The following is a 24,272-nucleotide window of genomic DNA, read 5'->3' as shown; positions in this document are numbered from 1 at the left end:
CGGCGGGGCTTTTCTTCAGGCGTCAGATGTGAACGTCGACCACGACGGCCAGGGCGTCGAGGTTGCGAGCCAGGATGGCTTCGGCGGCATCCTTCCACTCGTCGCGCGGCTTCTCTCCGACCACCACGCCGAACCAGTGCATGTCGCCGCGCTCGCTCCAGGTGCCATCTCGCTCCAGGATGGCGAACGGGATCTGGTCTTTCTTCTCGACGTGCCCGTTGGACACGAACGAAGAGACCGGCGCCACGTCTCCGGGATCCTGCTTGAGTCGCCACTTCATCTTCAACCCAGGCTTCTCGGGACGGCAGCCGTTGCAGCCGTAGTTCGGATCCTTCGCGCGCGCACCTCGACCGAGGGTGTCGTTTCGCTTTCCCGGCGTGCCAAGGCACAACTCGCACGGCTCCCAGTTGTCGGGGTCGTCTGCTGGATCACGACCGGAGAGCATGCCCGTCCATCGACCGCCGATCGTGAACCAGTCCCACTTCGCGCGCGGATTCGACGTGGTCTTGTTCGTCCCGCCGCCGCTGCAATCGGTGCATTCCGGGTCGGGCTTGCCGGCGAGCGGGTGGGCTTCGGCGTGCTGGCGAGCGATGGCCTGGTGATCCGAAATGTGTGCTGCCCATGCCTGCCGACGTGCATCGTTCTCGGTCTCGCCCAGATCGAAGTCGTGCTTTCCCGCGGGAAGAGGAAACTTGGCAGCGAAGCTCGCCCGAAGAGCATTCCATGTCCCGACCTGGGCGCAGGCGAACGCCTCACCCGCGTCCTTGGCGATGCGCCCGACGCAGTAGCACTCCTCGTCGTGCTCGGGCACCTCCAGGTTTTCATCGAACGGGGCCAGTGCATCGCGGACGGTGTCTTCGACCAGGGCGGTCGGAGTGCTCGCTGGAATCAGAACCAGAACAACGGAATGTGACATCGCTCTCTCCTCTCTCGGTTGTCTCTGGCACCGCTCCCGATTCCCGTCGGGAGCGGTGCCGATTTACTTCACCAGGCGTTGTAGAAGCGCAGAATCTTGATGTGCTTCGGCAGGCCGGCGAGATCAACTTCGAATCCGCTCGCGCTCTCCGAAGACCACTCCTTGACGACTGCGGTTCGGTCGAGCGAGATTACGACGCCGGACGGATCCGGCGGCTCACCCCCGAAAAACGCGTCCAACTCCTTCGGTATCGGAATCCCTGCCTCCCTGCACGCGTCGTAGGCCGCCTTCTTCTTTTGCCAGGTCTCATCAGGCGGGACGATACCGGCTATGTGCGTGCTCATTCCCATTCGCATCCCTCCTCTCAGTGTGTCTCTCGGCCCCGTCGGTGTTAGTGCGAGGGGGTGTAGCCTCGGGTCTCCGTGGCTAGTTCAAGTGCCAGTGCCAGGGAGGAAACCGCGTTCTCCGTGTCCTTGACGGCCTGCCTCACGTCAGCAGCGCCCTCTCCATTCGGCCCGCTGATCGTCAGCATCTCGCCCATGAGCCGACGGGCCTCGCGGAGGGCATCGGCGGCCTTCTCGCGGCGGTTGGCCCAGCGGATGAACTCGGCCTTGGTCACGTCGCGCCTCCCTTCGCTTCCCCGTCGCAGTGCGGACACTGCCACGACGACATCAGGCCAGCACCGACACGCTTGGTGGTGACACGGCCCCCGGTCTTGCCGCAGCGCTGGCAGGGAATGGCGGGGTCGGCGGGCGCCCCGCAGCCTTCACCGCAGACGCACAGCCAGGCCCGTTCGCCATTGGCCAGGACCCAGCGGCACTCCCCGGCGGCGCTCACTTGGGGGCTCCGGTGGGGATGGCGCTGGGATAGGCCGCGAGCACATCGCACCGGCAGCGGAACGTGCCGCTTGGCCCGCAGCTGCGCATGGCCGTGCAGCGCGGCTCGTGCGGCCGGCGATGCCCGCAGCCGAGGCACTTCGGGAGCTCTGCCTTCTTGGCTCGCTCCCCCGTCGGCTTGGCGGCGCTCACGGCTGCTCCTTGGGGGTGGCGGCCTGGCGGGAGCGTCTCGACTTGGCCTCGATGCGGCGACAGCGCTTACAGGTCACGAGTTCGCCGGGCGCAGCGATGAGCGCGTCCTCCTCGATCATTGGATGGAGCCCGCGAACGCACGCCTGGTTCCGGCTGCCAGGTGATGGAAGGCCGCACGGAATCCCAGCTCCGTGAACGGCCCTTGGCTTCGCGGCGGCGCTCACGGGGACACCGCCGGGGCTGCGTGCTTCGTCTTGTTCATGCTCTTCCTCCCTTGCGTAGAAGCGGTAAATCCCTTGGTATGCAACGCTGAGCCCCGCCTCGGAACGCAAGGACTCGCGCCGGCATGCAGAGCATCGCCACGGTGATCGATGCCTCGACATGCAGTGCTTCGCCTCGCCTCGACAGGAACCATCCTAGCGCGCCTTGCCCGCTGCCTTCTCGGTATCCCATGCGACTACGACGAAACGCCCGAACGGCCCCTTGCGGGACGGCCGGAAGTCGCCGAGACCGATCCTCTTGCCAGCGTCGTCCAGCAGTTGGCGGACCAGCGGAAGCGTGAACATCCCCGTGTCGACCTCCAGCGTGAATGACAGTCGCCATTCGTCGACGCGGGGCCGGTGGCACATGATCCGACCGCCGGTGCTCGGGATGACCACCGCGCGCGAGTCAACCTCCCACTTCGGCGCGCCGTTCTTCGTTGCCAGCGGACATGTCAGCTCCAGCAGCGCCATCGCGGCCGGAACCAGCGACGACTTCTGCGTCGTGATCTTGGACTTGCCGGCCTTGTGGAAGGTGCCCGCGTCGATGATGGCGCGGAAGACGTTGGTGCCCGGGATGTGCAGGACGCCGGCCTCGTCCTCGTAGGTCTTCTTCGCCGCCTGCTCTCGCGGCGTTCCCTTGTTGCCGGCCATGACGGCGCTTGTGCCGCCGCTGACCTTGGCCGCCGCCTCGTCGGTGAAGCGGTTCATCAGCAGCGGTGTCGTCCCTTCGATCGTGACCTTGACTCGTTCCATTCGGTAACTCCTTGCCTTGGTTTGGAGGGCTTTGCAGTGCCATGCCCAGCAGTGCGATGCGCGGATGGGCCATGGCGCGCGTTGCGGTGAAGCGACTAGGCGGCGCCACGCCTTCTCAGATCGTCCATCAACTCGGCCATCGACGGGGCGACAACTTCGACGGTGCTCTCCTCGGCGTCCTCGCCCCCGACCGGGCACCGCTCCTCGTGCATGTCGGCCGGGCAGTCGCAGAGGCCGTCGTCGTGCGGGTCGCGTCCGTTGAGTAGCGTCCGCCCTCCCATCGCCGACTCCACCGCCATCGCCATCGCCTCTCCCGTCGTCATGGGGCGATGGTACTCCTCATCGGTCGGGAGACCATCGTCACCAGCGGGATAAGCCAGCTCGGCCGCGTTGCGACAGTCGACACAGAACACGTCCCAGCGGTCCCAGGCGCCGAAGTTCGCAGGGGTGACGGCGCGGTCACAGATACCGCAGCAAGGGCGGTCGTCGAAGCGATCGTCGTCGGCAGAGGGGCGGTCGTTGCGGGGGTCGGTCATCGCGACACCGCCTTGATCAAGAGGATGCCAAGCACAAGGATCACGGCAACGATGGTGTGATGGTCGACTCGACGCATGACTACACGGCCTCCTTTCGAACGCGGGCGAAGGGGTTGGCGGAGTTCGGTCGACGCGCCCGCTGGGCCTCGACGACCAGCCGCCAGGTCTCCTCTGACGGCGGGTTGACGCCGACCATGGCCGCGATGGCGTCGCGCTCGGCCTTGGTACGCTCGGCGAGCCACTCGGCGATCGCGGCTACCTCGGCGGCGGTCTCGCCAGCAGGAACGCGGTCGAGGATCTTGATGACCTTGACGGTCCGGGCGGTGGCGGCGTGGGAGGACATTAGGCGACCTCCGGCGAGGCAACCGCGATCGTCTCGGCCGCCGGCCCGGTCACGATCTCGCAGCGCCCGTTGATGAACGCCACTCCGGCATACCCGGGGCGTAGATCCGCGCGACGAAACGCCTGGTAGGCCATATCCATGATCTGTACGCTCGTGCCGCCGAACTTGGCGGCGATGTCGCGCTCGGCCCGGGTTCGGAGCGCGTCCGAGATCGAGCGGCTGGCGAAGGTAAACTGGCAGGTCGGGTGCGCGGGCCTGTCTTTGCGGAACTCGTAAGAGTCGGTCATCCCGTTGAAGCTCCCAGCCTCATACTTGGCCGCGATAGACGCCACCGGATCGACTGCCGGACCGTCGACCCACTGAACAGTCACGGAGCCAGTCCCGCGCCGGGTCGTCACGGAGAACTTGACGCCGGGGAAGACGGTCTTCAGGTCGGCCCGAATGAGCTGAGCAACGGTGGCGCTGGTCTCGGCCTGCATCGCGTTCGTCATGCCTTAGCGTAATACACTACCCGTGCCACTCCTTAGCGTAATACGTATCGCGGACTTAGCTCCCTTGGTGCGTAATACGCTACGCACTTTCGGCCATGTCGTTGCGTATAACATTACACAGTTGCGTATAACGCTACGCACTCTCCGCGAATGGGTCTGCGCAGTTAGGTCAGCTGGCATCGGCGGCACAGATAGTGTATGACGTCACGACCGTGCCGAGATTCGACCGCAAGCGTGCCGACACCCCGCCCCTGTGCGTCCGTCTGAACCATACCGAGAAGGGTGCCGTGAAGCGGCATGCCAGGAAGGCCGGGGAGACGGTAAGCGAGACGGTTCGCGGTCTCCTGCGTGAGAAGGGGATCATCAACGACGCCATGGTTCCCGTCGACCCGTCCGAAGAACTCGCCCCATCGGAGCGCGACGGCGTGACCCATGGTCGAAAAGGAGGGAAGTGATGGGAGTGCTCAGCCTGTACTTTGGCCACCCTGTCCCTTACGCGATCCGCTTATCGTCTCCGAACGGGCTCAGCATCGAAATCCCCGCTGGCGCCGTGCTCTCCGCCGGCCCCGGCGGAGAAGTGCTGGCGGACGGCAGGCCCGTGATCTGGAGCGACGCCCCGATTGCACCAGGTCCGCGCATCCTCTGCGACGTCCCGGCCGGCGAAACCCGCGGGCTGCTTGGTATCGACGTGAGCGCGGTTCGGATCGGCGACGTACTCACCGGCGACGGCGTGACCCATGGAGGGAAGCGAAGGTAACGATGGCAAACCACAAGCGACGACGCCCCAAGCACCAGCGCGCTGGGTGTCTCATGTGCAAGCCGCACAAGGACGAGCGCATGCCAAAGGCGAAGCAAGAAAAGCCTGCGGTCAAGCGCAAGATCCAGATCGGTAGAGATGAGCGCAATGCAGCGACCCATGGAGGGAAGGGCAAGGCGAGATGAGCACGGCGGTCATCATCACCGAAGGCCCGTTGACCACCGACGAGTTCGGGCGCCACGCCTTCGCCTGGTACCGCGGCAACCTGGAGTGGCTTCCTGCGCGCACGATGTTCCTCGCGAAGTCGGGCAGCCACGCCTACGGCACCAACCTACCCACGTCCGATCTTGATCTCAAGGGCGTGGCCATCCCGCCGCGTGAATATTTCCTCGGCTATCTCCATCGGTTCGAGCAGGCCGAGTGCAAGGGTGATCTCGACGCCGTCATTTATGACGTCCGCAAGTTCGTGAACCTCGCTGCTGATTGCAATCCGAACATCATCGAGGTCCTGTTCTGCGACGATCGAGACGTCCTGCTGACCTCGATCGCCTGGGAGCGCATCCGCCTGCACCGCGACCTCTTCTTGTCGAAGAAGGCCCAGCACACGTTCAGCGGCTATGCGATGGCGCAGCTCAAGCGAATCAAGACACACCGGCGGTGGTTGCTCGACCCGCCCAAGAAGCACCCCGAGCGGTCGGACTTCGGCCTTCCGAACGCACCGACGCTGGACAAGGATCAGTTCGGCGTGGTCGAGGCGCGCATCCGCAAGCTCGAGGACACGCTCGGCGGTGAGGGCTGGACGAAGGACAAGGTCGCCGAGCGCGACGCGGAACTCGTCTCGGCGGTAGCCAGAGAGATCGACCTCGGGCCGCAGTTGATCCCGCTCATTGTCGCCGAGCGGAAGTACAACGCCGCGATCCGAAACTGGGTCTCGTATCAGAAGTGGAAGGAAGAGCGGAACGAGAAGCGCGCCGCACTGGAGAGCGCCCACGGCTACGACACGAAGCACGCGATGCATCTCGTCCGGCTGATGCGGATGGCAATCGAGATCCTCGGCGAAGGCATAGTCCGCGTGCGGCGGCCCGACGCCGAAGAACTCCTGGCGGTGCGCGGGGGCGCTTGGTCGTATGATCAGCTGATGCAGTTCGCGGAAGAGATGGAGACGCGACTCGGAACGATCGCCGCCGAGTCGAGGCTTCCGCATGCTCCCGACCGAAAGAAGATTGACGAGGTGCTGGTCTCCGTCGTCGGCGACTTCATCGACGGGCCGATGTCATGAGGTGCTTCCAGTGCCATGGTCCGTACCATCCGTCGACCGGGAACTGGTACGCCCGATTCGAGGTCGCGTTCTGCGGCGCGTGCTATCGCCCGTTCGTGAAGTGGCTTGCTGGGCACCTCAAGCGGAAGTGGAGCGGGCATTCGTTCTATGAAGAGGCGGCGATTAGTTGCTCTGCGGTGCGGCCGTGAGCGACCCCAACACTACCCATGGGGGAGGGGCTGGGAGATGAGCGTCTTGAACTGCCCGATCAAGGAACGGACCGGCGACGGCACGCCCGTCGGTCGCTGCTGGTTCGCCTGCAATGCCGGCAAGTGCCCGCGTCATGGCGATGTGAGCAGGTACCTCGCGAGGCTACCGAAGCTCACCGACGAGAACGAGATGCGCCGGGACCGCGGGGAGCCAGAACTGAGGCCGCGATGACCGCCCTTCTCATCATCGGCATGCTCATCGCCCTTGCCACCATCGCCTACTCGGCGGGTCTGTTTCACGGGAGGCGTCGATGAGCTGGGCCAGCGATAAGGCGCGGGAGCTAACGTTCGAAAATTACACTCACGAAAGGCGACGACTCGTCGAGCGCGCCATCCTAGAGGCGATCGAGGCATGCGCCTTCGCAGCCGCGCATGAGCACTTGGAAAACCCGGTGATAGGTGACCTGTGCGACGCAGCCTATGACCGTGCTGTTTCTGATTGTGTCGCCGCCATCCGGAAGCTGGGGGAACCGTGAAGCTCACCCACCGCAATACCTCGCGCCCCGGAGACCCGCCTCGGCAGCGCTGCTGGACCCAGGACAGCTCGCCTCGCATCACCGACAACCGAGACGAAGTGACGTGCCCCGACTGCGAGACCAGCATCACGCGTAGGCTCTGGCTGAGGGCGCTAAACTTAGCCCGCGCAGCATCCCTGGCCTGGCAAGCCGAGGACGATCTGGAGAACAACGAGAGGCGCTAGGGATGCTGGACCGGAGTTTGATTGACAAGGTAGACCATGGCGATGGCAAGCAAGGACAGGAAGATGACAGCGACCAATAGGGGGCCCTTCATGGGAAATGAGGAGTCTAGCACCGCGAGCGATAGCAGGACATGCGTGAGGCGTGGGGCCGGTTATGAGGGTGACAATCCATGATCGCCTTCCTCCTGGCCTTCCTCGCCGCCGGCGCCCCCGCGACCTCTCACGTCCTCCGTGTCGTCGATGGCGACACCTTCGTCGTCTCGGCCGGCCCTCGCCCCGTCACCATCCGCGTCCTCGGCATCGACTGCCCCGAGAGCCATCGCAACGCCAAGTGCGAGCGCGACGGTGCCCGTGGTGGCGCAACGTGCGCTGAGCAGGTCCCGCGCGGCCAGGCGGCGACCGCCCGCGCCCGCGAGCTGCTCATCGGCCGAGACGTCGTCCTCGAGCCCGCCCGGCCCTGCGAGTCCCTCAAGCCTGACGTCTACCGACGGACGCTGGCCTACGTGCGGCTGCCCGACGGGGCCGACTTCGGGCTGGAGTTGGTGCGCGAGGGGCTCTGCGCGGACTATGGCTGGAAGTACCCGCACCCGAGGATGGTGGAGTACCGGGCGGCGGCAGCGGAGGCGCGACGATGAGCGACTACGATTGTGGCGATGGATCGGACGGTGACGCCGTCATCTCGGTGCCGACCGTTGCAAGGCGACCGATGCAGTACCGGACGCTCTCATTCATTGGCGACGGGTGCCTCGATCCGAACGGATTCATCATCAAGGTCCAGGGCGGCAGCGTTGATGTAAGCCGTTTCCGTGCCGCGGAGTCCGTTCATCGTGTCGGAGGGTCGTTTGAAGGACCCGTTGTCGAAGTCGACCCCGCGCCGCGCGTAGATACGTCGGCCGCGTTCGCTGCGTTCGCGGTCGACAACACGAAACCAGCGCTCCCGCCAATTGCGTTCATGGGACTCCCGATCGAGAACTTCTGCGAGCCTTGTGCTGACCTGATCCGCTGGTGCTCCGAGGGAGACAGGCGGGTCAACTTCGCAGACGGCATCTGTCCGACAGATAAGGCACAGATAGCGGCAATCCCGTGGCGATCGGCGTACCCGCCGCCGTGGAGATGGACCGACGAAGGCGAGTTGGTCGACGCGAACGGCGTGAGGCTGATTCGGTCTGACGATGCCTTCCCGGTCGTGGTCGCCTCGCCGGCTGTCCGCGCCGTGACCGAGCTCTCGCCCGAGATGGAGGCACTGCTCCGCAAGCATCAGTTCTCCGGCTGCGACAGTGACGGGGCGTTCGGGCAGTGCCCGGAGTGCAGCGGCGAGGGCAAGCACTGGAAGGACTGCGATCTTGGGATCCTGCTCGCCCGCATCGAAGAGGCGAGGAAGGCGGGAGGGTAGCCGTGGGCCGAGTCCTTTACCGGTTCGACATGATCGGATCGCACCAGGCCGGCGAGACCCGCCACCCTCAGACGGCAATCCGGGCCTGGTTTCCTGACGCCTCGGACTTCGAAGCCGCGCCCATCGGAGACTGCTGGCTATTCACGGCGGATGCGAGGACGGGCGTTCCTGGGTACTTCGTTCTCGTCGAGCCGCAGGAAGCGCAGGGGGGCTCAGTCCTCGTTGACGACAATCCGGTCCGGATCGATAGACCTGTTCGGTGGCGACGAAAGACGGGCGGCTGATGGCGACCAAGGACCACACCGACGAGTGGATGGCGGCGTTCCGCACTCTCGGGTTCACGATGAGCATCGAGCGCACGCCGACCGGGTTCCGACCGGTGCTCAACGGCGCGCGGGCGATCAAGGACCTGAAGGACGGCGGGTCGAAGATCCCGAAGCGGCCGATGCGGCGGAAGGCCGACGGGTGATGCCTGCGAGGCGGCGGCGTCCGAGCAAGGACAAGGTCTGCAGGACCTGTCACCACATACACAATTGCGCCGAAGAGCTGGCCTTGCAGGAAGAGATCGAGGAGGCACGCGAGCAGGCGAAGCGCCAGGCCGAGTGGCGTGCGCTGATCGCCCGAGAGAATCGCCGTTCCGATCTCATTGCGCGCGCATGGCGTCAGGTGAACGCTGCGAGGAGAATCACTATCTTCTCCTGCGTGGCAGCGGGCGTGCCGATTTCCGACGTGGCTGCCGACGTCCGCCTGACCGAGGCCGAGGTGCGAGAGATCGACGCTGGGATCCAGCGCGCGGTCAGCCTCCAGTGGCGGGATTTCCAGTCATCACGCGGAATGATCCCGTCCAGGATCGTTAGGACATGGAACGAACTACTCGCGTGGGAAGCCTCTGCGCAGTTGGAGAATGTGCAGGTCGTGACGCCATGAAGACCTCCGCCATCCGCCGCTGGCTCCGAGAGGAGAGGGGGCGGGAACACGGCGAAGCTGTCGATCAGCAGCTGCGCTTCACCATGATCGCCGACCAGAGGAGGGTGAACCGCATCATGGCGGCCGCCCGCGACGTCGTCGTGCGGCACTTGGAAGCGCCGCCGCTCACCAAGGAAGAGATCGAGGCCCGCGCTCTGTTCTGGGCTGCCAAGTCGTTCCCTGGCTCATCTGCGGCCTTCGACGGCGCCACACTGGCGTTGACCGTGACTCCTCCGCGGATCGCTGAGCACGTCGCCTTTACGATCAGATTCCCGAGGCAGTAGCCCTCGCCGGACTCGCCGGCTAACTCTTTGTCTCTATCGCGTAACGTGCGGCGTATTTCGTCAGCAGGCCGCGCTCGTCAAGTCGATGCAGGTTGACTCGCACGAGGTTTCGTTCGCGTGCGCCGACTCGACCAAGCGCGACCTTGCACAGCTCGTCGATCGTCATCGGCTCAGCACTTGCGCGCAAGGCCGCTTCGATCCTGTCGGCCGCGGACTCTTGTTTCTGAGGCGTCATCCTCGGGCGAAGTCAGAGATCACCGCGGGCGCCGCCGTGTCGAACCCGGCAACGTCCAGCATGCCAGCGTCGGCCGGGTCGGCGATCGTGAACTCGTTGGCGACCATGCCGACGACGACCAGCTTCGCGCCGATCCCCGTCTTCTGCCGGTACGACTGGAGAGCCTGGACCGGGTGGATGCTTCCGGCGTAGGTCTCGTTGTCGGTGTAGACGCAGAACACATCCACCGGGATCTTGTTCTTCTCCGCCCAGGCCATCGGCAGGCCGCAGTCAGTGGCGCCGAACGGAATGTTCGAGATCGCCCGCACGGCGTCGTCGAGTCGCTGGCGCGGCGAGATCGCCAGCGGAACAAGCTGGTGCGAGAAGCCCATGAAGGCGTGGCTCTCCTCGACGTTCGCGGTGACCAGTGCCATCGCCGCCGATCCAATGCGCGGCGTGATTCCGGCCATGCCTGCGATCGCGGTACTGCCCATCGAGCCTGACACGTCGAGGGCGAGCAGGTGGCGCTTGCCCGTCGGCTCGACCGCCTTGAACGCCGAGTAGAAACCCGCGTCCAGAGCATCTACGATCGACGCTACTGGGGCCCAGGCCAGCGATCCCTTGTCGCCGTGGCCCTGCTGGTACGTCTTGAGCGCGACGAGCAGGGATAGGGGGTGAATGCGCGCCCTCTTCATCGCTGCCACGTCGCCGAGCTGGTCGACCACTGCGCGCACTGATGCAGACAACGGCTTGAGTAAGCCAACGGCGGTCATCTTGCCGAGGTTGCGGATCATCGCGGTCTGGCCCATCGACGGAAGCATGGCCTCCCAGACGGCCGGGTCTCCCTTTGCTTCCGACGGCACGCACTCGTGCGGCAGGTCGTAGTCGGAGATCAGGCGGATCAGTTCCTTGCGGTCGGTCGTTACCTTCGCTCGCTCGAACGCCCAGATCTTAACGAGCACCGGATCCTCGTGCGGCACGGTGCCGATGCCATCCCAGCCCTTGACCATCCAGCGGAGGATGGCGTTCCTGGTCGCGTCGTCCGTCTTCGGGTGCGCCTTGCGCAGGAGGTCGCGGTGCGACCAACCGTCGCGCTGCTGGTACTTGATCGCCTGCAGCGCGAGGCGAGACGGATCCATCGACAGGTACCATTCGGAGAACGCGCGGGTCGTCGCCCGTCCCCAGCCGCCGAGAGCCTTCACATACTCGGCGAAGTGAAAGAGGTGCGTCCCGATCCGAGCCACCCTCGGGAGCGCCGCGAACGCCGCCCGCCGCGTTTCGGTGTTGCCGCGCTTCGCTGCGATCGCCAGCGCCATCAGCGCCGGCTCGTTCTTTGGTGCGCGACCCGAGTCGGACACTTCGACGATACGGGCGACCGTGCGCAGCCCCTCCAGCGCCACGCATCGCTCGACGCAGGCCGCGTTGTCGATGGTCAGCTTTCGCTCGGCCGCATAGTAGCTGCCGCCTTCCGACCCGAGGATCAGGAACCGATCGAGGCGCGTCCAGTCGTCGACCGCGAACGAGAAGCCACCAGCGCTGTTTGCGATCTGCCCCGGGAGCGCTTCGGTCTGCGGCGTCGATCCAAGGTGTCGCGCGTACATGGTGGCCTCCCCAGATAATCAGCGAGCAAGTTCGGTGGGGCGCGGAGAATCAACCAGATAACCGCGCTCCTTCGGCTCGCCAAATCCAATTCGTTTTTAGACGGGCAAGGTGTTGCGAGGAGGGTATCGAATGAAGGTAACCGCCCCGCGTCGGCCCGTCGAGCATGAGTGTAATTATTTTGTACACTGGGTCAAGGCTATTTTGCACGCCCCCGGCTCGTCAGGCCAGACTCGCCGGCATGCACTCCGCTCCCGCCGACAACCCCATCGCTACCCACTTCGGCAAGCTCTACCCTGCTCCAACGGCGTGCGGTCGAACGCGAGTTCCAGCGACAACGACATGGATGGCGGTGACGTGCTGGACGTGCCTCGGGTTCGCTCCACCGTCACCTGAGATCGAAGCTCGACGAGCAGAGGTCAAGGGGAGGTTCCGAGAGTGGCGGGACCGGCCAGATGAGCCGACGCTGCCGCCGGGACTGCGGTGACTACGACAGGGGACGAGGAGCGACCCCGCTTGACGGCTACCAACCGCCCTCGGGCGCCCCTGCCAGCCGCCCGACTGGAATCGAACCAGCAACGAGCGAGACGATAGCACGACTGTCGTCAGACGGCCGAGTCCGATCCGGGGACCGCGATGAAGAACGGGTTGGGGGCTTTCGCGACGCGCGGCCGCTCGACCCAGCCGGCGTCACGGTCGGCAGCTCGGCAGATCGCAATCGAGATCGCGTCCCCCGTGTCCCCGTCTGGGATCTTCCTGAGCCCGAGGCGAACGGCAACGATGCGGGCGACATCCTCCTTGCTCGCGGCTCCGTTCCCGGTCGCGGCCTTCTTCGCGGTCGAAGGTGCGTACTCGGTCACGGTCAGCCCGGCCCGCCCGCATACATAGCAGACCACACCACGGGATGCCCCGAGGGTGAGAGCCCCGTTGAGATGCTGGACGAAGCCAGCCTCTACGGCGGCCGTGTCAGGGCGGAAGTCGGCGATCACCGCCTCCAGGTCGCAACCAATCTCGACGAGCCGTGCGTGCTGGTCGCGTCCCTTCGGGGCGGTGATGACGCCGGCCTCAACGAACGTGAGGCGGAAGCCGGGCGCGACATCGATGATCGCATACCCGCAGCGGAGAGAGCCGGGATCGATGCCCAGGCACCGCATCAGCGCCGTCGCCTTTTCACCGAGATGGCCACCCACGTCCCTGTCCCGAACCCCGCGACGTAGACAGCGATGAACAGCGGCCGATGCAGCGCCTCGCCAAGCCCGATGACAGTGACGAGCGCGTTGAAGCACGACCATCCGACCGCCGGCGCCGGGCGGTCCGACTCCGAGTAGTGGACCCAGAACACGCAGCCGAGCTCGTACGCGGCACCGCAGAAGAACGTCAGCGCCAACATCAAGAGGTCGCGCGACATCAGGCCACCACTGCCGAGCCCGCCGCCCCGCAGACGCACACCACGCCCGCCAGATGCGGTCGCGCACAGCCGAAGATCCGCGCGCCGCGCTCCCAGCCGTGTTGCTTGACGAGCTCGATCAGTCGCTGGCGCTGCTGCTCGACCAGCTCGGCGAAGGCATCTTCGATGGCCTCGACGTCAGGCATTATCTCGCCTCGCCTGCCGTCACGAACCCATGCCAGTGGCCTCGATTGCTCGCATCCACCGACGGCGTGAGCGTCAGCGTCTCGAAGGTGTCGCCGGTTCGGTTCCATCGCGGGTCGCCCGGAATTGGATCGCCGCCGCCGATCGGGTTGCGGAAAGGCACGTAGATGCGTTCCCTAATCGTTGCGTTCCCGCAGCAGGACCCAGGGCAGTCAAATGTGATGCCGATGTGCGCGTCGTCATCGGTGCCGCCGGCCCAGCGCGGATTGAGATCGACGAGCCTCACCGAGGCACCGCCGCCCGAGGCACGATCTCGCGCGCCGCCAGCCTCGCCAGCGCCGCCCCGACGTCACAGCTAGCGTCGGCCTCGGTCAGCGCGCAGCCGCATGTCAGGGAGTGCGTGGCGTGGTCTCGAAACCAGCCGGCAGGCCCGAGGCGCGCCACCTCGGCGAGACGCTCGTCATTGACGGGGAGACGGACGGGGCGGAATGGCTCGTTCACGACCTAGGCCATTCTCCAGGCCATCCTGGAAATAGGACGGTCGAGTACCCCGGGCAGTCCGACCGAAGTAGAGAATGATCCATGAACGCATTGCCACAGTTAGCACACAAAGGAAGCGGTCTACCGTCGCGATCGATCGGAAGTGGATACGCCAGTTGGATTGACGAGACGGTGATGCCGGACGACCCGTTGGACGCAGTGGTGCCGTTCATGTCGAGGAAGCTCACGTCATCACCTCGCAGACAAAGGTCACTGGCAGACCTGCCGAACCGGCAGCCGCCCGCTCGCGCACAGCCCGGCGATATTGCCCGAGGTGACGAGCGTCCCGTCGGGCACGACCTCGCCGACGTGCCAGATGCCGCCGCCGTTGGGATGGAAGCAGCACCAACCGCCGCCTCCACCACCGCCGGGGAGCCCCGCCTTGATCGTGACCGGCGCCTGGCCTCCGTGGGCCGCAAGCCAAGCCTGCGCGTGAACCAGCTTCGCGTTCGCGAGCGGGTCGTGCGCCGAGAGCGCCGTCGCATCGGCCGATACCGCGGCCTGGTCCTTCGCGACCGCGTCGCGCGCCACGCACAAGGCGAGATTGAGCGCTGCGATCTCAGCGTCATAGGCATCGTGGGCAAGCACCCGATCGACCGCCGCGACAACATCCGCCGTGGCGTTGCAGTCGGTGGCGACCTTCTCGACGTGGGCGCACGAAGGCACGGCGGGGATGGCGATGAGAAAGAAGGCAACGATCAGCGCGTACGCGAACAGGATCCTCTTGATAGCTTTCATGCGGCGGGTCCTCCGTTGGTGTGCAGGTGTCGATCGACGAGGGCAACCATATCGGTTGTCGCGATCGGTTTGATGACGGTCTCGGCGAATCCGAGATGAGCAAGGCTCCCGAGATCGGTGGCCCCGGTGACGGCAACGATCGGGAACGACCCGAGCGGGCGCAGCTCGGCGATGAGGTCGAAGCCGTTCATGTCGGGTAGGTCGAGGTCTGTGATGACAAGGTCGGGGAGGATCTCGATCGCTGCCGCGATGGCCTCGCCTCCGGATGCCGCCCCGTGTGCTGCATGACCCGCGCGATCGAGCACGGACAGCCAGAGGCGACGCAGGTACAGATTGTCTTCGACGATGAGAATCATCCGCGACGCCCCGGGTGCGTCTCCAGCGCTTGCAGACGCCGGCCGGCCTCGTCGACGCGCTCCTTCAGCACCGCGACGTCTTTCTCCAGCGGGAGCAAACGCGCATGGGACATCGTCCTGATGTCGGCGCGCAGGGCCTCGAAGCCGTCGACCAACGCCTTGATCTGAGCCTCTTCGACCCCGGCCGTGGTGCCAGCGCCGCGGATCATCTTGATCAGCGTCACCAGGGAGACCGCGGCCGTCAGGCCCATGATGATGTGTTCGGGCTTCAATGAGCGCTCCTCCAGGCCGCAAGCGCACCGAGCAGGGCCGCCAGGGCGGCGATCACTTTCGCGGCAGTGGCCCAACTCCAGCGTCGCCGACGACCGATGGCCGGAAGGTCCCGCTGGGTATCGGCGCTGCCACGCTTGACGTAGGCCCGGAGAAGGCGAGCAGCTTCGAGGCAGGCAGCCGACGTGTGCTCGGCCGCGCCTGCGGCCTCGAGGGCGATAGCTCCGAGCTCAACCGAACCAGCGTTTCCGAGGCGCGATCGAAGTGCTCGTCCATCTTGGACAACTCCAGCAAGACGCGCGACCCAGTGCTCGAGGATGAGGCCAATCGGCTCGGACGGGGCCTCGGACGGCGTGCGTTCAGCGTCATTCATGGGCCTCCCGTGAGTGGTTCGAACGGTTCATCATTTCGTTTCAGTCACGACCGGGGCCGGGGCGGTCTCCGGTGGTGCAGTGGCCTTCACGATCTCGCGAAAGATGGCGTCGCGAGCTGCTGCTGCGACCTGAGCGACCCTCGCGTCCAGATCGGCGATTGTCTTGATGGCGTCAAGATCAATCTTTCCTTCGATGATGAGGGGGAATATACGGGGCATGCGCCGGTCTCCTTGTTCATCCCTGCCAATAAGGGATCCTGATTGTGTTTCCGCTAAAGCGGCACCGCAGCCATCCGGTCTGAGCCGCCGACGTAGGACCGGGACTGCCGACTTGGGCCAGAGTTGCAGATGCTCCAGCGCCCGGAGCATCGACTACAGAGAACTGAATTTCTCCGGTCAAGATGATATCGCCGCCGGCCACAATGTCACTTGATGAGTTCAATCCAGCGCATATCACGCCAGCGGGAAATGTGGCGCCGGAAGATAAGATGACCGTGGTGCCGACAATAAAACCTCCGGCGGTGGTCTCAATGTTACCGTTCACGGTCAGATGACCAGAAGGAACGGACACATTACCGTCGACGGACAGGTTGCCGCCGACATGCGCGTCGTGCTGGAGATCGGCATTGCCGGCCGTTACGGCGAATGCGGTCCCGGTTGCGTTCGCCGTCAGGATCGCATTGTTGACGGCCAGCCCATTGTTCGCATCGACGTGTCCGGTCAGCGTCGACGTGTCCGTGACGTGGAGTTGATTGCCGACGGTTATGTCACCGCTGGTGGCGACGTCGCCTCCGACGTGAACGGTGTGCGTGGGCGTGGTCTGATTGACGCCGATACGGTGATTGGTCGCGTCGACGACGATGACGGAGTCGCTATCGTATCCCCCGCCAGATCGCCCAAACAGTACCGCGTTCGTCGTGGCGGCCGGCAGGTCGGTATTGAGGATTCCGAAGAAACCCAGGGCATTAGACCGGCGCCCCAGAAACTGAGCGTTCGATCCAGCCGTGATGTCAGCCACGTCGGCCGTCGAAGATCCGCTGACGCCGACAACAGATAGGCCCACGCCCTGGCGAAACTTCGAATTCGTCACGGCGTGGGATGCGATTGTCGCCGTGAACGTCCCCGTTCCCGATCCGGTCACATCCCCCGCGAGCGTGATCGTCTGGTCGCCGGTGTTCGTTCCGCTCACGGCGCCCAGGGCGGTCGCGTTACCCGCGATAGCAAGCCGCCCAGTCGATACGGCCGCCGCCACGACCCCTCCAGCGGACAGGTTCGCGATGTCCACGTGCCCGGCCGGCTGGATGGTGACCTTGAGTCCACCTACCCCATCGAAGGCGAACCCATCGAAGCTCGATTGCTCACCGTAGAAGCGAAGAAGGCCAGTCGTTGGCTGAGCGCTCCGATTGTCTCTGCCGATCTCAAACAGCGCAGACGGATGCCCGATGTTTACCTGGTGCGACGACAGACTGTCGGCCGTCTGAAACGTGACTACCTTGGTCGTTGTGTCGATCTTGACTGTGGTGGAGTCTCCCGTGAGCAATCCGCCCACGGTAAAAACGATGGACCCATCAGCTAGTGAGCCACCGGTCAAAGCGGTGACGTCGGCTAGGTTGGTTCCACTGGTTGGTACTCCACCAGCCGAGGCCACATGGAGCGCGCCCTTGCCTCCGAAATCTATCGGGTCAGCGCCATTTCCAATCTTAACCACAGTGCTCATGTTTGCTCGTACTCGACCCTGAATGCGTCTACATCGGTCGAAGCAGATGTTGAGAGCGTGTCGTTCACTACCACAAGTTCGATCGCCGTTAGCCACGCGCTGACCACGTTCAGGTCCACGGTGTCGCGAGCCGTTCTCACGAAATCGGAGCTCGCATTTAGAAACAGCGTCGTCGCGCTGCCCTGGCTTTGGCGGAAGCGGATGCCCGCGGTGAGGTGGCCGCCGGTGATGGCTACCTGGGGCGGTAGTTTCCAGTTGCGCGGAGAGATCGAAGAGAACCCGAAGGACCCAGAATCGTCTGGGAAAACGCTGTGTACGATTGTCTCTCCAGCCGGGTACGTCCGCGCCGGAGGATCGTAGACGACGGCCATGCCCATCGTTGTCGTCAGTGGCCTATACGCGCCTGTGTTGACCGACGTCGTCCAATATCGATGCCCGGCCGTCTCGTCGAAAGCGAGCCTGATGTGTCCTGGGCCTGCCACATTCGCCGCACTCCCGAAGGCGACGTCCATGTAGCAGTCCAGGCTTCCCGCGTGCGCCTGGCCCCAGAGGATGCCCGCGCCAAAATCACAGAACCTGCCGCCGCAGTAGAGGACGAAGTTCCCGTCGCCCTCATACTGATCGATGATCAGGCCAGGGGCGTTCAGATCGAACGCGCCGTCCCAGTAGTCGTGCGCGAAGAACCCCACGTGAAATGGAGTGCTGCTAGTCGAGGCGACGAAGTGGTGGGGATGAACGTTACCAACCACGCGCGTGGTTGGTACGACATCGTGGAGGGTGTTGAACTCGATCCCGTGGGTCATCGTCGCCATCGGGATGCCCTTCTGAAAGGTGCCGAATTCGACGAAGTTGTGATCGCCGGTCTGCATCCGGATCGGCGTCACCGAGTCCGACTGCTGCCCGATGAGCATGCCGACCCGAGATTCCCCGACGCCCGTGTCTCCGGCAACCACGACCGTGCCTCGCAGATCGAAGGCAGGGGCAAGCACCTGGAGCTGGTAAAGCTCCGTTGACGGATTGACGCCTCCGATGAGTGAATTCGTTCGGATGAACGCGCCGACGCTCTCGCCACCCTGGGTAAGCGGAAGCTGAAACGAGTTCGGCCCAAGCCGCTGCCAGGTGATGGTGCCGACGCGGGCGGTGATGCCGTCGTCGATCTGATGGAACGCCGGCAGGTCCTGCGCGCCAACGGCGTCAGCGGCGTTCAGGGCCCGGAAGGCGCCGAAGTCGAGGTCGCGCTTGAGAATCTCGCGGCTCATCAGTACCCGACATTGAACTCAAAGACATGGCCCACGCTCCCGCCGGCGCCGAAGAATGAACCGCTACCCGTCCCGCCCGGGCCTTTGCCTACGCCGCCGGGGCAGCACGCCGCCGCGCTGAGAGACGGTCCCGATTTCGTGCCGTAGTAGAGCAGCACCGCGCCGCCACCCCCGGCACCGCCGCCGCCACCCGCCGCAAACGCGCCGTCGGGAGTTGCCCCGCCATCGCCGCCGGGTGCCATGATGTCGGAACTCGTTGCGAGCACGACGTGCTGAGCGAAGATGACCACGAGACCGCCGCCAGCCCCCGACCCAGCCCCTGGATGCGTCGGAGAGCCTCCGCCGCTGCCACCCGAGCCACCGCCCATGAGGCCGCGGAGCGTGCCCGTCCTCGCGCCGGCCGAACCCGTGCGCTCGATGACCCAGCCGGGCTGCGAGAACGCTCGGGCGATGTCCGTGATCGTGCCTGCCGCGGGCGCCGTGAACGCTCCCGCCGCCCCGCCCGCGCCACCCGTGTTCCCCGCGCCACCCGCGCCACCCGCGCCGCCAAGGGCGAACGTCACGGCATCGCCAGGCGTACCAGCCACGGTGGTCACGGCTCCGTTGGCACCGCTGGCCCCGCCGAGATAGACACCGGTCGATGATCCGTTGCCGCCGAGCCCCGCCGAGCCTATGCCGATCCCGCTTGCGTCACCCCCGTTCTTGGGTGCCGCAGCGGCGTCGATTATCTTGCCACCCGAGACGACGGTCAGCGTGCCCTTGACGTTGATCAGGAACGAATTCGCGACCAAGATCCCGGTCGCCCCGATCGTCAGGTTGACGTAGTTCGCGCTGGCCGAGAGGTTCGTCGTGCCCGACGAGATTGTGACGTCGCCATCAGCGCCGGTGCCGAATATGGAGACAGCCGAACGCTTGGCGTTGAAGGCTACCCAGTCGAGCAGGACCTTGTAGGGCTGGGCGAAGGTGGCGGCGTTGGGTGGGTCACCGTCAGCCGGTAGCGCGCCGACTGGCGCGCCATTGGCCACTGGCCCTGCGTCTGGCGGTTCTACACCGGTCGGATTCCCCGTCGTGTTCGTTGGCATGCGTCTCCTATGGACCCCTCACGACGGGTGTGCTGCCGTCGCCGGGGATAAAGCGGACCGAGTTGCCGCCGAGGTTCGGGTCGGTTCCGAGGATGCGGCCCACGGGCCATCCGAGCAGGCGCCCGGCCAAAATGACCCAGGTCCCAACGAACGAAGCCTTTCCTGGTCGCCACTCTTCCACGATCTCGTTCAGGATCGTCTGGCCCGAAGCGGACTCAAGATTCGCAGCCGTATTCTCGAAGATGATCCCGAAGCGTGAGTAGAAGTCCGTCCGCGTGTCGAACATCCAGCCAGGGCGCCCGCGGTCCACGCAGAGCATGAGGTCGCCGAACGTGATGTCCGCAATCGTCCCCGCCGACCCTGTGAGTCGCGACCAGCGCCCGTTGTCCTGGACGATGATCGGGCCGACATAGCCCGCGATCACCAGAGACCTCAGGATGCCGTAGTGGCTGCCGGCGAACATGTGAAAGTCCCAGGCCCCCAGCAGCCGCACGGCATAGGCAGCGTCAGACTCGCCCGGCCCGCGGCGCAGACTTCTGTCCGCCCCGATCTGGTCGAGCGCATCGGACGGACCGACGATGAGGCGCCTGAACGTTGCCGATGCCGGGTCCGTGTCGAGCTGCCCCGCAGTCGGGAAGCGCTTGAGGACGCCTTGTAGGATGCGGTCGGCCTGGGCGTCATACTGGGCGCCCGCTGTCTTGGCTAGCGCCTTTCCGACGGCATCCAGGATCCAACTCGGTCCCTGCGTCTGTAGCCAGGTGGAGTAGGACATGGCTCAGACCCCGACCCAGGTCAGCGTCGACGTGATGTCCGCCGGCGACCCGATCGCGTTGGCCGCGATGACGAGGTTTGTGGGCGATCCATTCAGCTGGAGACCCGACACGTCGATAGCCCCCGCATCCATGAGAAACGCCTCGAGGACCGCGAGGCGGATCGTTCCCGCGACAGCCGTGCCGGCGACATAGGGGTCCCAGCTGGCCTTCGCGGCGGCCTGGACGGTGGCGAGCTGGAGGATCGGAACGGTCACCGTACCCGTCGCGGTCACGGTGGTCACGGTGGCTGCCGCGACGAGCGACAGGTCACCGACCTCCTCGCGCTGGTCGATGTAGAGCTGCACCGCGGCCACGGTCGGCGATCCGAGTGGGTTGGTGACGCCGGCAATCGTGACGAGGACGCGGCCGGGGTAGTTCGTGTCGAGCGCGACCTTGACCCGCGTGACCAGCGGGCTCGCCGCCAGCGCCCAGACCTGGTGCTTGTCGGTAGTGTCGCCTTCCGCGTCGAGCGACGGCCAGCGAGCCTGGCAGCGGGCGAGCAGCGCGGAGTCGGTCTCCGGGTCGAGGCCCTGTTGCGTGATCGGCGTGCCCGGTGACGTGAACGAATACTTGTCGCCGACGAGGAACGATGGGTTCGACCCGCCGCCGTCGTTGGCGAAGTGGATCGTCGGCCCGCTCGGTATGGTGAAGTTGGTTGCCGTGGCGTGCCCCGTGTTCCAGAGGCCGCCGTTCGTCCTGTACTCGAACACGGCGACCCCGACCTGACCGGCCGTCGTGATCTGAACGTCGTACGCCGTGGGGGCGGCCGCGGGCGTCCCGCCGACCGTGACCACGCCGAGGCCGACCGCGACCGCAGTGACGGCGGAGAAATTGGGCGCGACGTTGTTGGCAGTGACACCCGGGAGAGGGTTCTCGCTGACGTTGGTCAGCGTCCCCGGACCGTCGGCGAAGTTGAGGCCGTTCGCCGAATCGTTCGCGCTCTCGGCCTGGAAGGTGACGGTGACGGAGCCATTGCTCGGGATCGTGCCGGACGTGATCGACGTGTAGCGGTTGCCGGTTATGCGCGAGCGGACCGAGAAGCTCCCCGACGTGACCGAGTAGGGCCCGTGGCTCGCGTCGCACGACAAGACCACCGCCTGCTGAGTGAACGTCTGCGCGAAACGGGGGCCTGCCAGGCTGATGTTCCGCGTGATCGAGAAGATCTGCTGCGCCAGGTTGGTCAGGTCGTCGCCGGTCGCCTCGATCGGGAAGCCGTTCTTGACGATCCTCGCCTTGAGGAGTCCGAAGTTCTGGAGGGGGGCCGTCCCGTGGAACTGCATGAGCGTGCGAATGAACGCGCCGCTCAGCCAGTCCGTCGTGGGGAGACGGGCGTTCTGCAGATACCCGATGAGCAATCCCTGGATCTGCTCCTTCGACAGGGCAGGCACGGCATCGTCGACGGTGGTCACAGCAGCTGCCACGTCATCGCCTCCGCGAGTCCGCCGTCGTTCCCGTCCTGAGGCACAACGCCGGGCCCGAGCTGCACGTTGGCCGGCACCTCGTCGAACGCGAGGCCATCGGTATCGATTGCCCCGGCGTCCATGATCGCCTGATCGAGTTCGGCCAGCCGCACGACACCACCGAGCGGGACGGTGCCGAGATAGAGCAGCCACGCCTCCTGTGCCGCCGCCTGCACTCTCGTCTTGTCGGCCGCGCTTACCTTGACGTTCCCGCTGGTACTGAGTCCAAAGGCGGTGGCCGGCTTCACGCGGACCGAGGCCAGGACGTTGCGCAGCTTGCCGGCGATAAAGGTCTCGATCCCGCGCGCCGCGACCGCGCTGATCGGACCGTGCGAGTCGGCAACGACGATGTTGATCTGGCCCGCCGTCACGGGGTCCGGCGTGACCTGGATGCGGCTGGCGGCGTTGTACGCGATGCGCGCCCAGAGGTAGAGCACCGGCTTGGTCGCGTTGAGCGAGAGCGTCGACCACCGAGCTCGGCACCGGGCGGCGAGGTCGGCGTTGCTCTCTTCGTCACTACCCTGGACATAATTCGGTCCGCCCGGTGAGATGATCGTGAACGTGTCGCCCTTGCGGAAGCTTGGCGTGGCCCCGCCAGACTGGGCGATGACCGTCCACCCTCCCGCGAGACCAGTGTTGGTGGCGAGGAGCGTTCCCTGAGCGGCGAAGGGACCGCCGTCGAGAGAGATCGAGAACTGCGCTGAGCCAACGTCGCCGGTCGCGTCGATCCTGAGCACCATCGTGTGCGGGTCAGGGATGGTTGCGCCCGAACGAACCGGCTTGATCTGTCCGATCGAGGATCCGCTCTGGGTGACGGGGTCGAAGTCGGCTGAGGCCGGCTGGAGCGTGAGCCCGGCGAAGGCGGTGACCATCTGGAAGATGACGCCGGCGCCGGACGGAGATGGATCGTCGGCGAACGAGGCGCCGGCGGTCGCGGCCTGAAACGGCACCGGGTCCGAAGCCTCACCCGGCTTGGTCGAGAACGCCGCCGTATTCGAGTAGTGGTTGCCGCTCGGCGCGATCACGGTCATGTCGCCGACCCCGAGGTTGTACGGCGGCGCGGCCGGGGCGGAGAAGAACTGCAGGTTGAACGTCGTCGAGGTCGCCGCGATTCGTTCGAGCTGGTAGACCTGCTGGGCGAGCAGGTCCATGAAGATCCCTGTCGCCTTGCCGAGAAACCCCGAGGCGACGATGTCCGGCAGGTCCTCCGCGATCTGCTCGTCGATGGCCCGCGCGATCATGTCGACGTAGGCCATCTCGACGCCGACCTTGGGTAACCACTCGGTCACGGCCGGGATTCCCGCGCCCTGCAGCGCCGCGAGATATGCCGCCCGGATCTGGTCCAGGTTCTGAGGCGTGAGCAGGTCGGCGAGCGTGTACGGGGAGGCCATCGGCTACCTGATCGAAATCGTGTAGGAGGTGAGCCGAGCGTCCTGGCCGGCCGCGCCGCTGGTGCCGACGATCTTCACGGGACGGAGACCGGTCGGGTTGGTGATCGACGAACTGATCTGGATCTCGACGAGGCTGGTGCTCGTCGTCGTGGTGGTACCGACGAGGGTCCCGTCAAGCGCGTCGTAGGTGCCTCCGACATAGATCCTGAACGTCGCCGTCCCCGAGGCACTGAGAGCGCGCCCGACGAGATCGACCAGCACGGTGCTCCCGGTGAGGCCCGAGAAGTCGACCGTGATCTGCTCGATGATCTCGGCCGCTCCCGTGTTCGTTGCGACGGTCTTCGGGAACGAAAGTTCGATCCCTCCCGCGCCGCTCCCGGCTGGTCCCGGCGGCCCCGAAGGCCCCGGCGATTCATCGCGCCCCGGCGTGCTGGTCACAGTCGCTTCGGCCACTGCAGCCCCAGCGAGCGCCGCAGCCGCGGTCTGGCCCTGGTTCAAGATCGCGACCGTGAGGTCGTTGACCGCCAGCACCAGCGTGAACGGCCCATCCGCGTCGCTGATGACGAGCGTGACGACCAGGGTGCTCGCCTGCGCGTTGAAGTCGAAGACGACCGTGTCACAGGACTGGACGCGCTTGTCGAGCTCGCACTGAGCGATGATGGAGCTGCGTAGCTGAGACAGACCCGACGCGGTCAACCCCGCGTTCAGGTAGCCGCGGAGATCGAGCCCGTATGCGGTGTCGTCGGGCAGTGCTCCGGTGGCCGTGACAAACCGCCGAGCGAGTGCGTTGATGACGTTCGCCCGGCCCGAGACGAGCCCCCAGCGCAACGGCACGCCAGACCGACAGTCGACGTCGGTGCCGAAGTCTGTCGCCGCGGCGGTGGCCACGGACAGATCGTCATCGGCCCCGCGG

33 protein-coding genes are annotated in these 24,272 nt (G+C 65.6%); 9 read left to right on the top strand and 24 right to left on the bottom strand.

What is annotated here, in order from left to right; all coding sequences use genetic code 11:
• Window positions 1-22: 22 nt before the first annotated feature.
• The 7 genes from EPN98_RS21810 to EPN98_RS21780 form a co-directional block, all read right to left on the bottom strand.
• Window positions 23-916: a hypothetical protein gene (locus tag EPN98_RS21810; RefSeq protein ID WP_293365050.1), complete on the bottom strand. Its 894-nt coding sequence runs from the start codon at window positions 914-916 to the stop codon at window positions 23-25.
• A gap of 68 nt (window positions 917-984) precedes the next feature.
• On the bottom strand, window positions 985-1,266 hold the full coding sequence (locus EPN98_RS21805) for a hypothetical protein (RefSeq protein ID WP_293365049.1): 282 nt from the start codon (window positions 1,264-1,266) through the stop codon (window positions 985-987).
• 41 nt (window positions 1,267-1,307) lie between these two features.
• On the bottom strand, window positions 1,308-1,535 hold the full coding sequence (locus EPN98_RS21800; RefSeq protein WP_293365048.1) for a hypothetical protein: 228 nt from the start codon (window positions 1,533-1,535) through the stop codon (window positions 1,308-1,310).
• 825 nt (window positions 1,536-2,360) lie between these two features.
• Window positions 2,361-2,960 carry a hypothetical protein gene (locus tag EPN98_RS21795; protein ID WP_293365047.1) on the bottom strand — a complete coding sequence of 200 codons (600 nt, stop codon included), beginning with the start codon at window positions 2,958-2,960 and terminating at the stop codon, window positions 2,361-2,363.
• A gap of 95 nt (window positions 2,961-3,055) precedes the next feature.
• A complete protein-coding gene (locus tag EPN98_RS21790) occupies window positions 3,056-3,496 on the bottom strand; it encodes a hypothetical protein (RefSeq protein WP_293365046.1) in 441 nt (146 codons plus the stop codon).
• Between the two features lie 79 nt (window positions 3,497-3,575).
• On the bottom strand, window positions 3,576-3,839 hold the full coding sequence (locus tag EPN98_RS21785; protein ID WP_293365045.1) for a hypothetical protein: 264 nt from the start codon (window positions 3,837-3,839) through the stop codon (window positions 3,576-3,578).
• Entirely contained in the window at window positions 3,839-4,330 is a 492-nt protein-coding gene (locus EPN98_RS21780; RefSeq protein ID WP_293365044.1) for an LPD29 domain-containing protein, read from the bottom strand. The genes EPN98_RS21785 and EPN98_RS21780 overlap by 1 nt, the downstream gene beginning before the upstream one ends.
• Window positions 4,331-4,524: 194 nt before the next feature.
• Here EPN98_RS21780 and EPN98_RS21775 point away from each other — a divergent pair, with 194 nt between their 5' ends.
• The 9 genes from EPN98_RS21775 (at window position 4,525) to EPN98_RS21735 (ending at window position 9,957) form a co-directional block, all read left to right on the top strand.
• Window positions 4,525-4,785, top strand: a complete 261-nt coding sequence (locus EPN98_RS21775; RefSeq protein WP_293365043.1) for a hypothetical protein — start codon at window positions 4,525-4,527, stop codon at window positions 4,783-4,785.
• Window positions 4,785-5,087, top strand: coding sequence for a hypothetical protein (locus EPN98_RS21770; RefSeq protein WP_293365042.1), 303 nt, complete (start codon window positions 4,785-4,787; stop codon window positions 5,085-5,087). The genes EPN98_RS21775 and EPN98_RS21770 overlap by 1 nt, the downstream gene beginning before the upstream one ends.
• A 181-nt stretch (window positions 5,088-5,268) precedes the next feature.
• On the top strand, window positions 5,269-6,366 hold the full coding sequence (locus EPN98_RS21765) for a nucleotidyltransferase domain-containing protein (RefSeq protein WP_293365041.1): 1,098 nt from the start codon (window positions 5,269-5,271) through the stop codon (window positions 6,364-6,366).
• 499 nt (window positions 6,367-6,865) lie between these two features.
• On the top strand, window positions 6,866-7,090 hold the full coding sequence (locus EPN98_RS21760; RefSeq protein WP_293365040.1) for a hypothetical protein: 225 nt from the start codon (window positions 6,866-6,868) through the stop codon (window positions 7,088-7,090).
• A gap of 394 nt (window positions 7,091-7,484) precedes the next feature.
• Window positions 7,485-7,949 carry a thermonuclease family protein gene (locus EPN98_RS21755; RefSeq protein WP_293365039.1) on the top strand — a complete coding sequence of 155 codons (465 nt, stop codon included), beginning with the start codon at window positions 7,485-7,487 and terminating at the stop codon, window positions 7,947-7,949.
• Entirely contained in the window at window positions 7,946-8,707 is a 762-nt protein-coding gene (locus EPN98_RS21750; protein WP_293365038.1) for a hypothetical protein, read from the top strand. Before EPN98_RS21755 ends, EPN98_RS21750 begins: the two co-directional genes overlap by 4 nt.
• Before the next feature lie 259 nt (window positions 8,708-8,966).
• Window positions 8,967-9,176, top strand: a complete 210-nt coding sequence (locus tag EPN98_RS21745) for a hypothetical protein (protein ID WP_293365037.1) — start codon at window positions 8,967-8,969, stop codon at window positions 9,174-9,176.
• Between the two features lie 83 nt (window positions 9,177-9,259).
• Window positions 9,260-9,634, top strand: coding sequence for a hypothetical protein (locus EPN98_RS21740; protein ID WP_293365036.1), 375 nt, complete (start codon window positions 9,260-9,262; stop codon window positions 9,632-9,634).
• Complete coding sequence (locus EPN98_RS21735; RefSeq protein WP_293365035.1) at window positions 9,631-9,957, top strand: hypothetical protein; 327 nt, start codon at window positions 9,631-9,633, stop codon at window positions 9,955-9,957. Before EPN98_RS21740 ends, EPN98_RS21735 begins: the two co-directional genes overlap by 4 nt.
• Before the next feature lie 19 nt (window positions 9,958-9,976).
• Here EPN98_RS21735 and EPN98_RS21730 read toward each other — a convergent pair whose 3' ends face one another.
• From EPN98_RS21730 to EPN98_RS21650, 17 genes are all read right to left on the bottom strand, one after another.
• Entirely contained in the window at window positions 9,977-10,123 is a 147-nt protein-coding gene (locus EPN98_RS21730) for a hypothetical protein (protein WP_293365034.1), read from the bottom strand.
• Window positions 10,124-10,188: 65 nt separating this feature from the next.
• A complete protein-coding gene (locus EPN98_RS21725; RefSeq protein WP_293365033.1) occupies window positions 10,189-11,772 on the bottom strand; it encodes a TROVE domain-containing protein in 1,584 nt (527 codons plus the stop codon).
• A gap of 603 nt (window positions 11,773-12,375) precedes the next feature.
• Window positions 12,376-12,960, bottom strand: coding sequence for a crossover junction endodeoxyribonuclease RuvC (locus EPN98_RS21720; protein ID WP_293365032.1), 585 nt, complete (start codon window positions 12,958-12,960; stop codon window positions 12,376-12,378).
• Window positions 12,924-13,178 (bottom strand): hypothetical protein, encoded by a 255-nt coding sequence (locus EPN98_RS21715; protein ID WP_293365031.1) that lies wholly within the window; start codon window positions 13,176-13,178, stop codon window positions 12,924-12,926. Before EPN98_RS21715 ends, EPN98_RS21720 begins: the two co-directional genes overlap by 37 nt.
• Window positions 13,178-13,363: a hypothetical protein gene (locus EPN98_RS21710; protein WP_293365030.1), complete on the bottom strand. Its 186-nt coding sequence runs from the start codon at window positions 13,361-13,363 to the stop codon at window positions 13,178-13,180. Before EPN98_RS21710 ends, EPN98_RS21715 begins: the two co-directional genes overlap by 1 nt.
• Window positions 13,363-13,647, bottom strand: a complete 285-nt coding sequence (locus tag EPN98_RS21705) for a DUF6527 family protein (protein ID WP_293365029.1) — start codon at window positions 13,645-13,647, stop codon at window positions 13,363-13,365. The genes EPN98_RS21710 and EPN98_RS21705 overlap by 1 nt, the downstream gene beginning before the upstream one ends.
• A 464-nt stretch (window positions 13,648-14,111) precedes the next feature.
• A complete protein-coding gene (locus tag EPN98_RS21700; protein WP_293365028.1) occupies window positions 14,112-14,639 on the bottom strand; it encodes a hypothetical protein in 528 nt (175 codons plus the stop codon).
• Entirely contained in the window at window positions 14,636-14,995 is a 360-nt protein-coding gene (locus tag EPN98_RS21695; protein ID WP_293365027.1) for a response regulator, read from the bottom strand. Before EPN98_RS21695 ends, EPN98_RS21700 begins: the two co-directional genes overlap by 4 nt.
• A complete protein-coding gene (locus EPN98_RS21690; protein ID WP_293365026.1) occupies window positions 14,992-15,267 on the bottom strand; it encodes a hypothetical protein in 276 nt (91 codons plus the stop codon). The genes EPN98_RS21695 and EPN98_RS21690 overlap by 4 nt, the downstream gene beginning before the upstream one ends.
• 401 nt (window positions 15,268-15,668) lie before the next feature.
• On the bottom strand, window positions 15,669-15,857 hold the full coding sequence (locus EPN98_RS21685; protein ID WP_293365025.1) for a hypothetical protein: 189 nt from the start codon (window positions 15,855-15,857) through the stop codon (window positions 15,669-15,671).
• A gap of 16 nt (window positions 15,858-15,873) precedes the next feature.
• On the bottom strand, window positions 15,874-17,355 hold the full coding sequence (locus tag EPN98_RS21680; RefSeq protein WP_293365024.1) for a hypothetical protein: 1,482 nt from the start codon (window positions 17,353-17,355) through the stop codon (window positions 15,874-15,876).
• Window positions 17,352-18,614, bottom strand: a complete 1,263-nt coding sequence (locus EPN98_RS21675; protein ID WP_293365023.1) for a hypothetical protein — start codon at window positions 18,612-18,614, stop codon at window positions 17,352-17,354. Before EPN98_RS21675 ends, EPN98_RS21680 begins: the two co-directional genes overlap by 4 nt.
• Window positions 18,614-19,639, bottom strand: coding sequence for a hypothetical protein (locus EPN98_RS21670; RefSeq protein ID WP_293365022.1), 1,026 nt, complete (start codon window positions 19,637-19,639; stop codon window positions 18,614-18,616). The genes EPN98_RS21675 and EPN98_RS21670 overlap by 1 nt, the downstream gene beginning before the upstream one ends.
• Window positions 19,640-19,703: 64 nt before the next feature.
• A complete protein-coding gene (locus EPN98_RS21665; protein ID WP_293365021.1) occupies window positions 19,704-20,468 on the bottom strand; it encodes a hypothetical protein in 765 nt (254 codons plus the stop codon).
• Between the two features lie 3 nt (window positions 20,469-20,471).
• Window positions 20,472-21,917 (bottom strand): hypothetical protein, encoded by a 1,446-nt coding sequence (locus EPN98_RS21660; protein ID WP_293365020.1) that lies wholly within the window; start codon window positions 21,915-21,917, stop codon window positions 20,472-20,474.
• Window positions 21,914-23,359, bottom strand: coding sequence for a baseplate J/gp47 family protein (locus EPN98_RS21655; RefSeq protein ID WP_293365019.1), 1,446 nt, complete (start codon window positions 23,357-23,359; stop codon window positions 21,914-21,916). The genes EPN98_RS21660 and EPN98_RS21655 overlap by 4 nt, the downstream gene beginning before the upstream one ends.
• Before the next feature lie 3 nt (window positions 23,360-23,362).
• Window positions 23,363-24,247: a hypothetical protein gene (locus EPN98_RS21650; RefSeq protein ID WP_293365018.1), complete on the bottom strand. Its 885-nt coding sequence runs from the start codon at window positions 24,245-24,247 to the stop codon at window positions 23,363-23,365.
• Window positions 24,248-24,272: the final 25 nt, after the last annotated feature.

The organism is Phenylobacterium sp., from assembly GCF_004299445.1.
Taxonomy (GTDB): domain Bacteria; phylum Pseudomonadota; class Alphaproteobacteria; order Caulobacterales; family Caulobacteraceae; genus Phenylobacterium.
The sequence above is the reverse complement of the archived record's forward strand: the minus strand, read 5'-3'. Positions and strand labels throughout refer to the sequence as shown.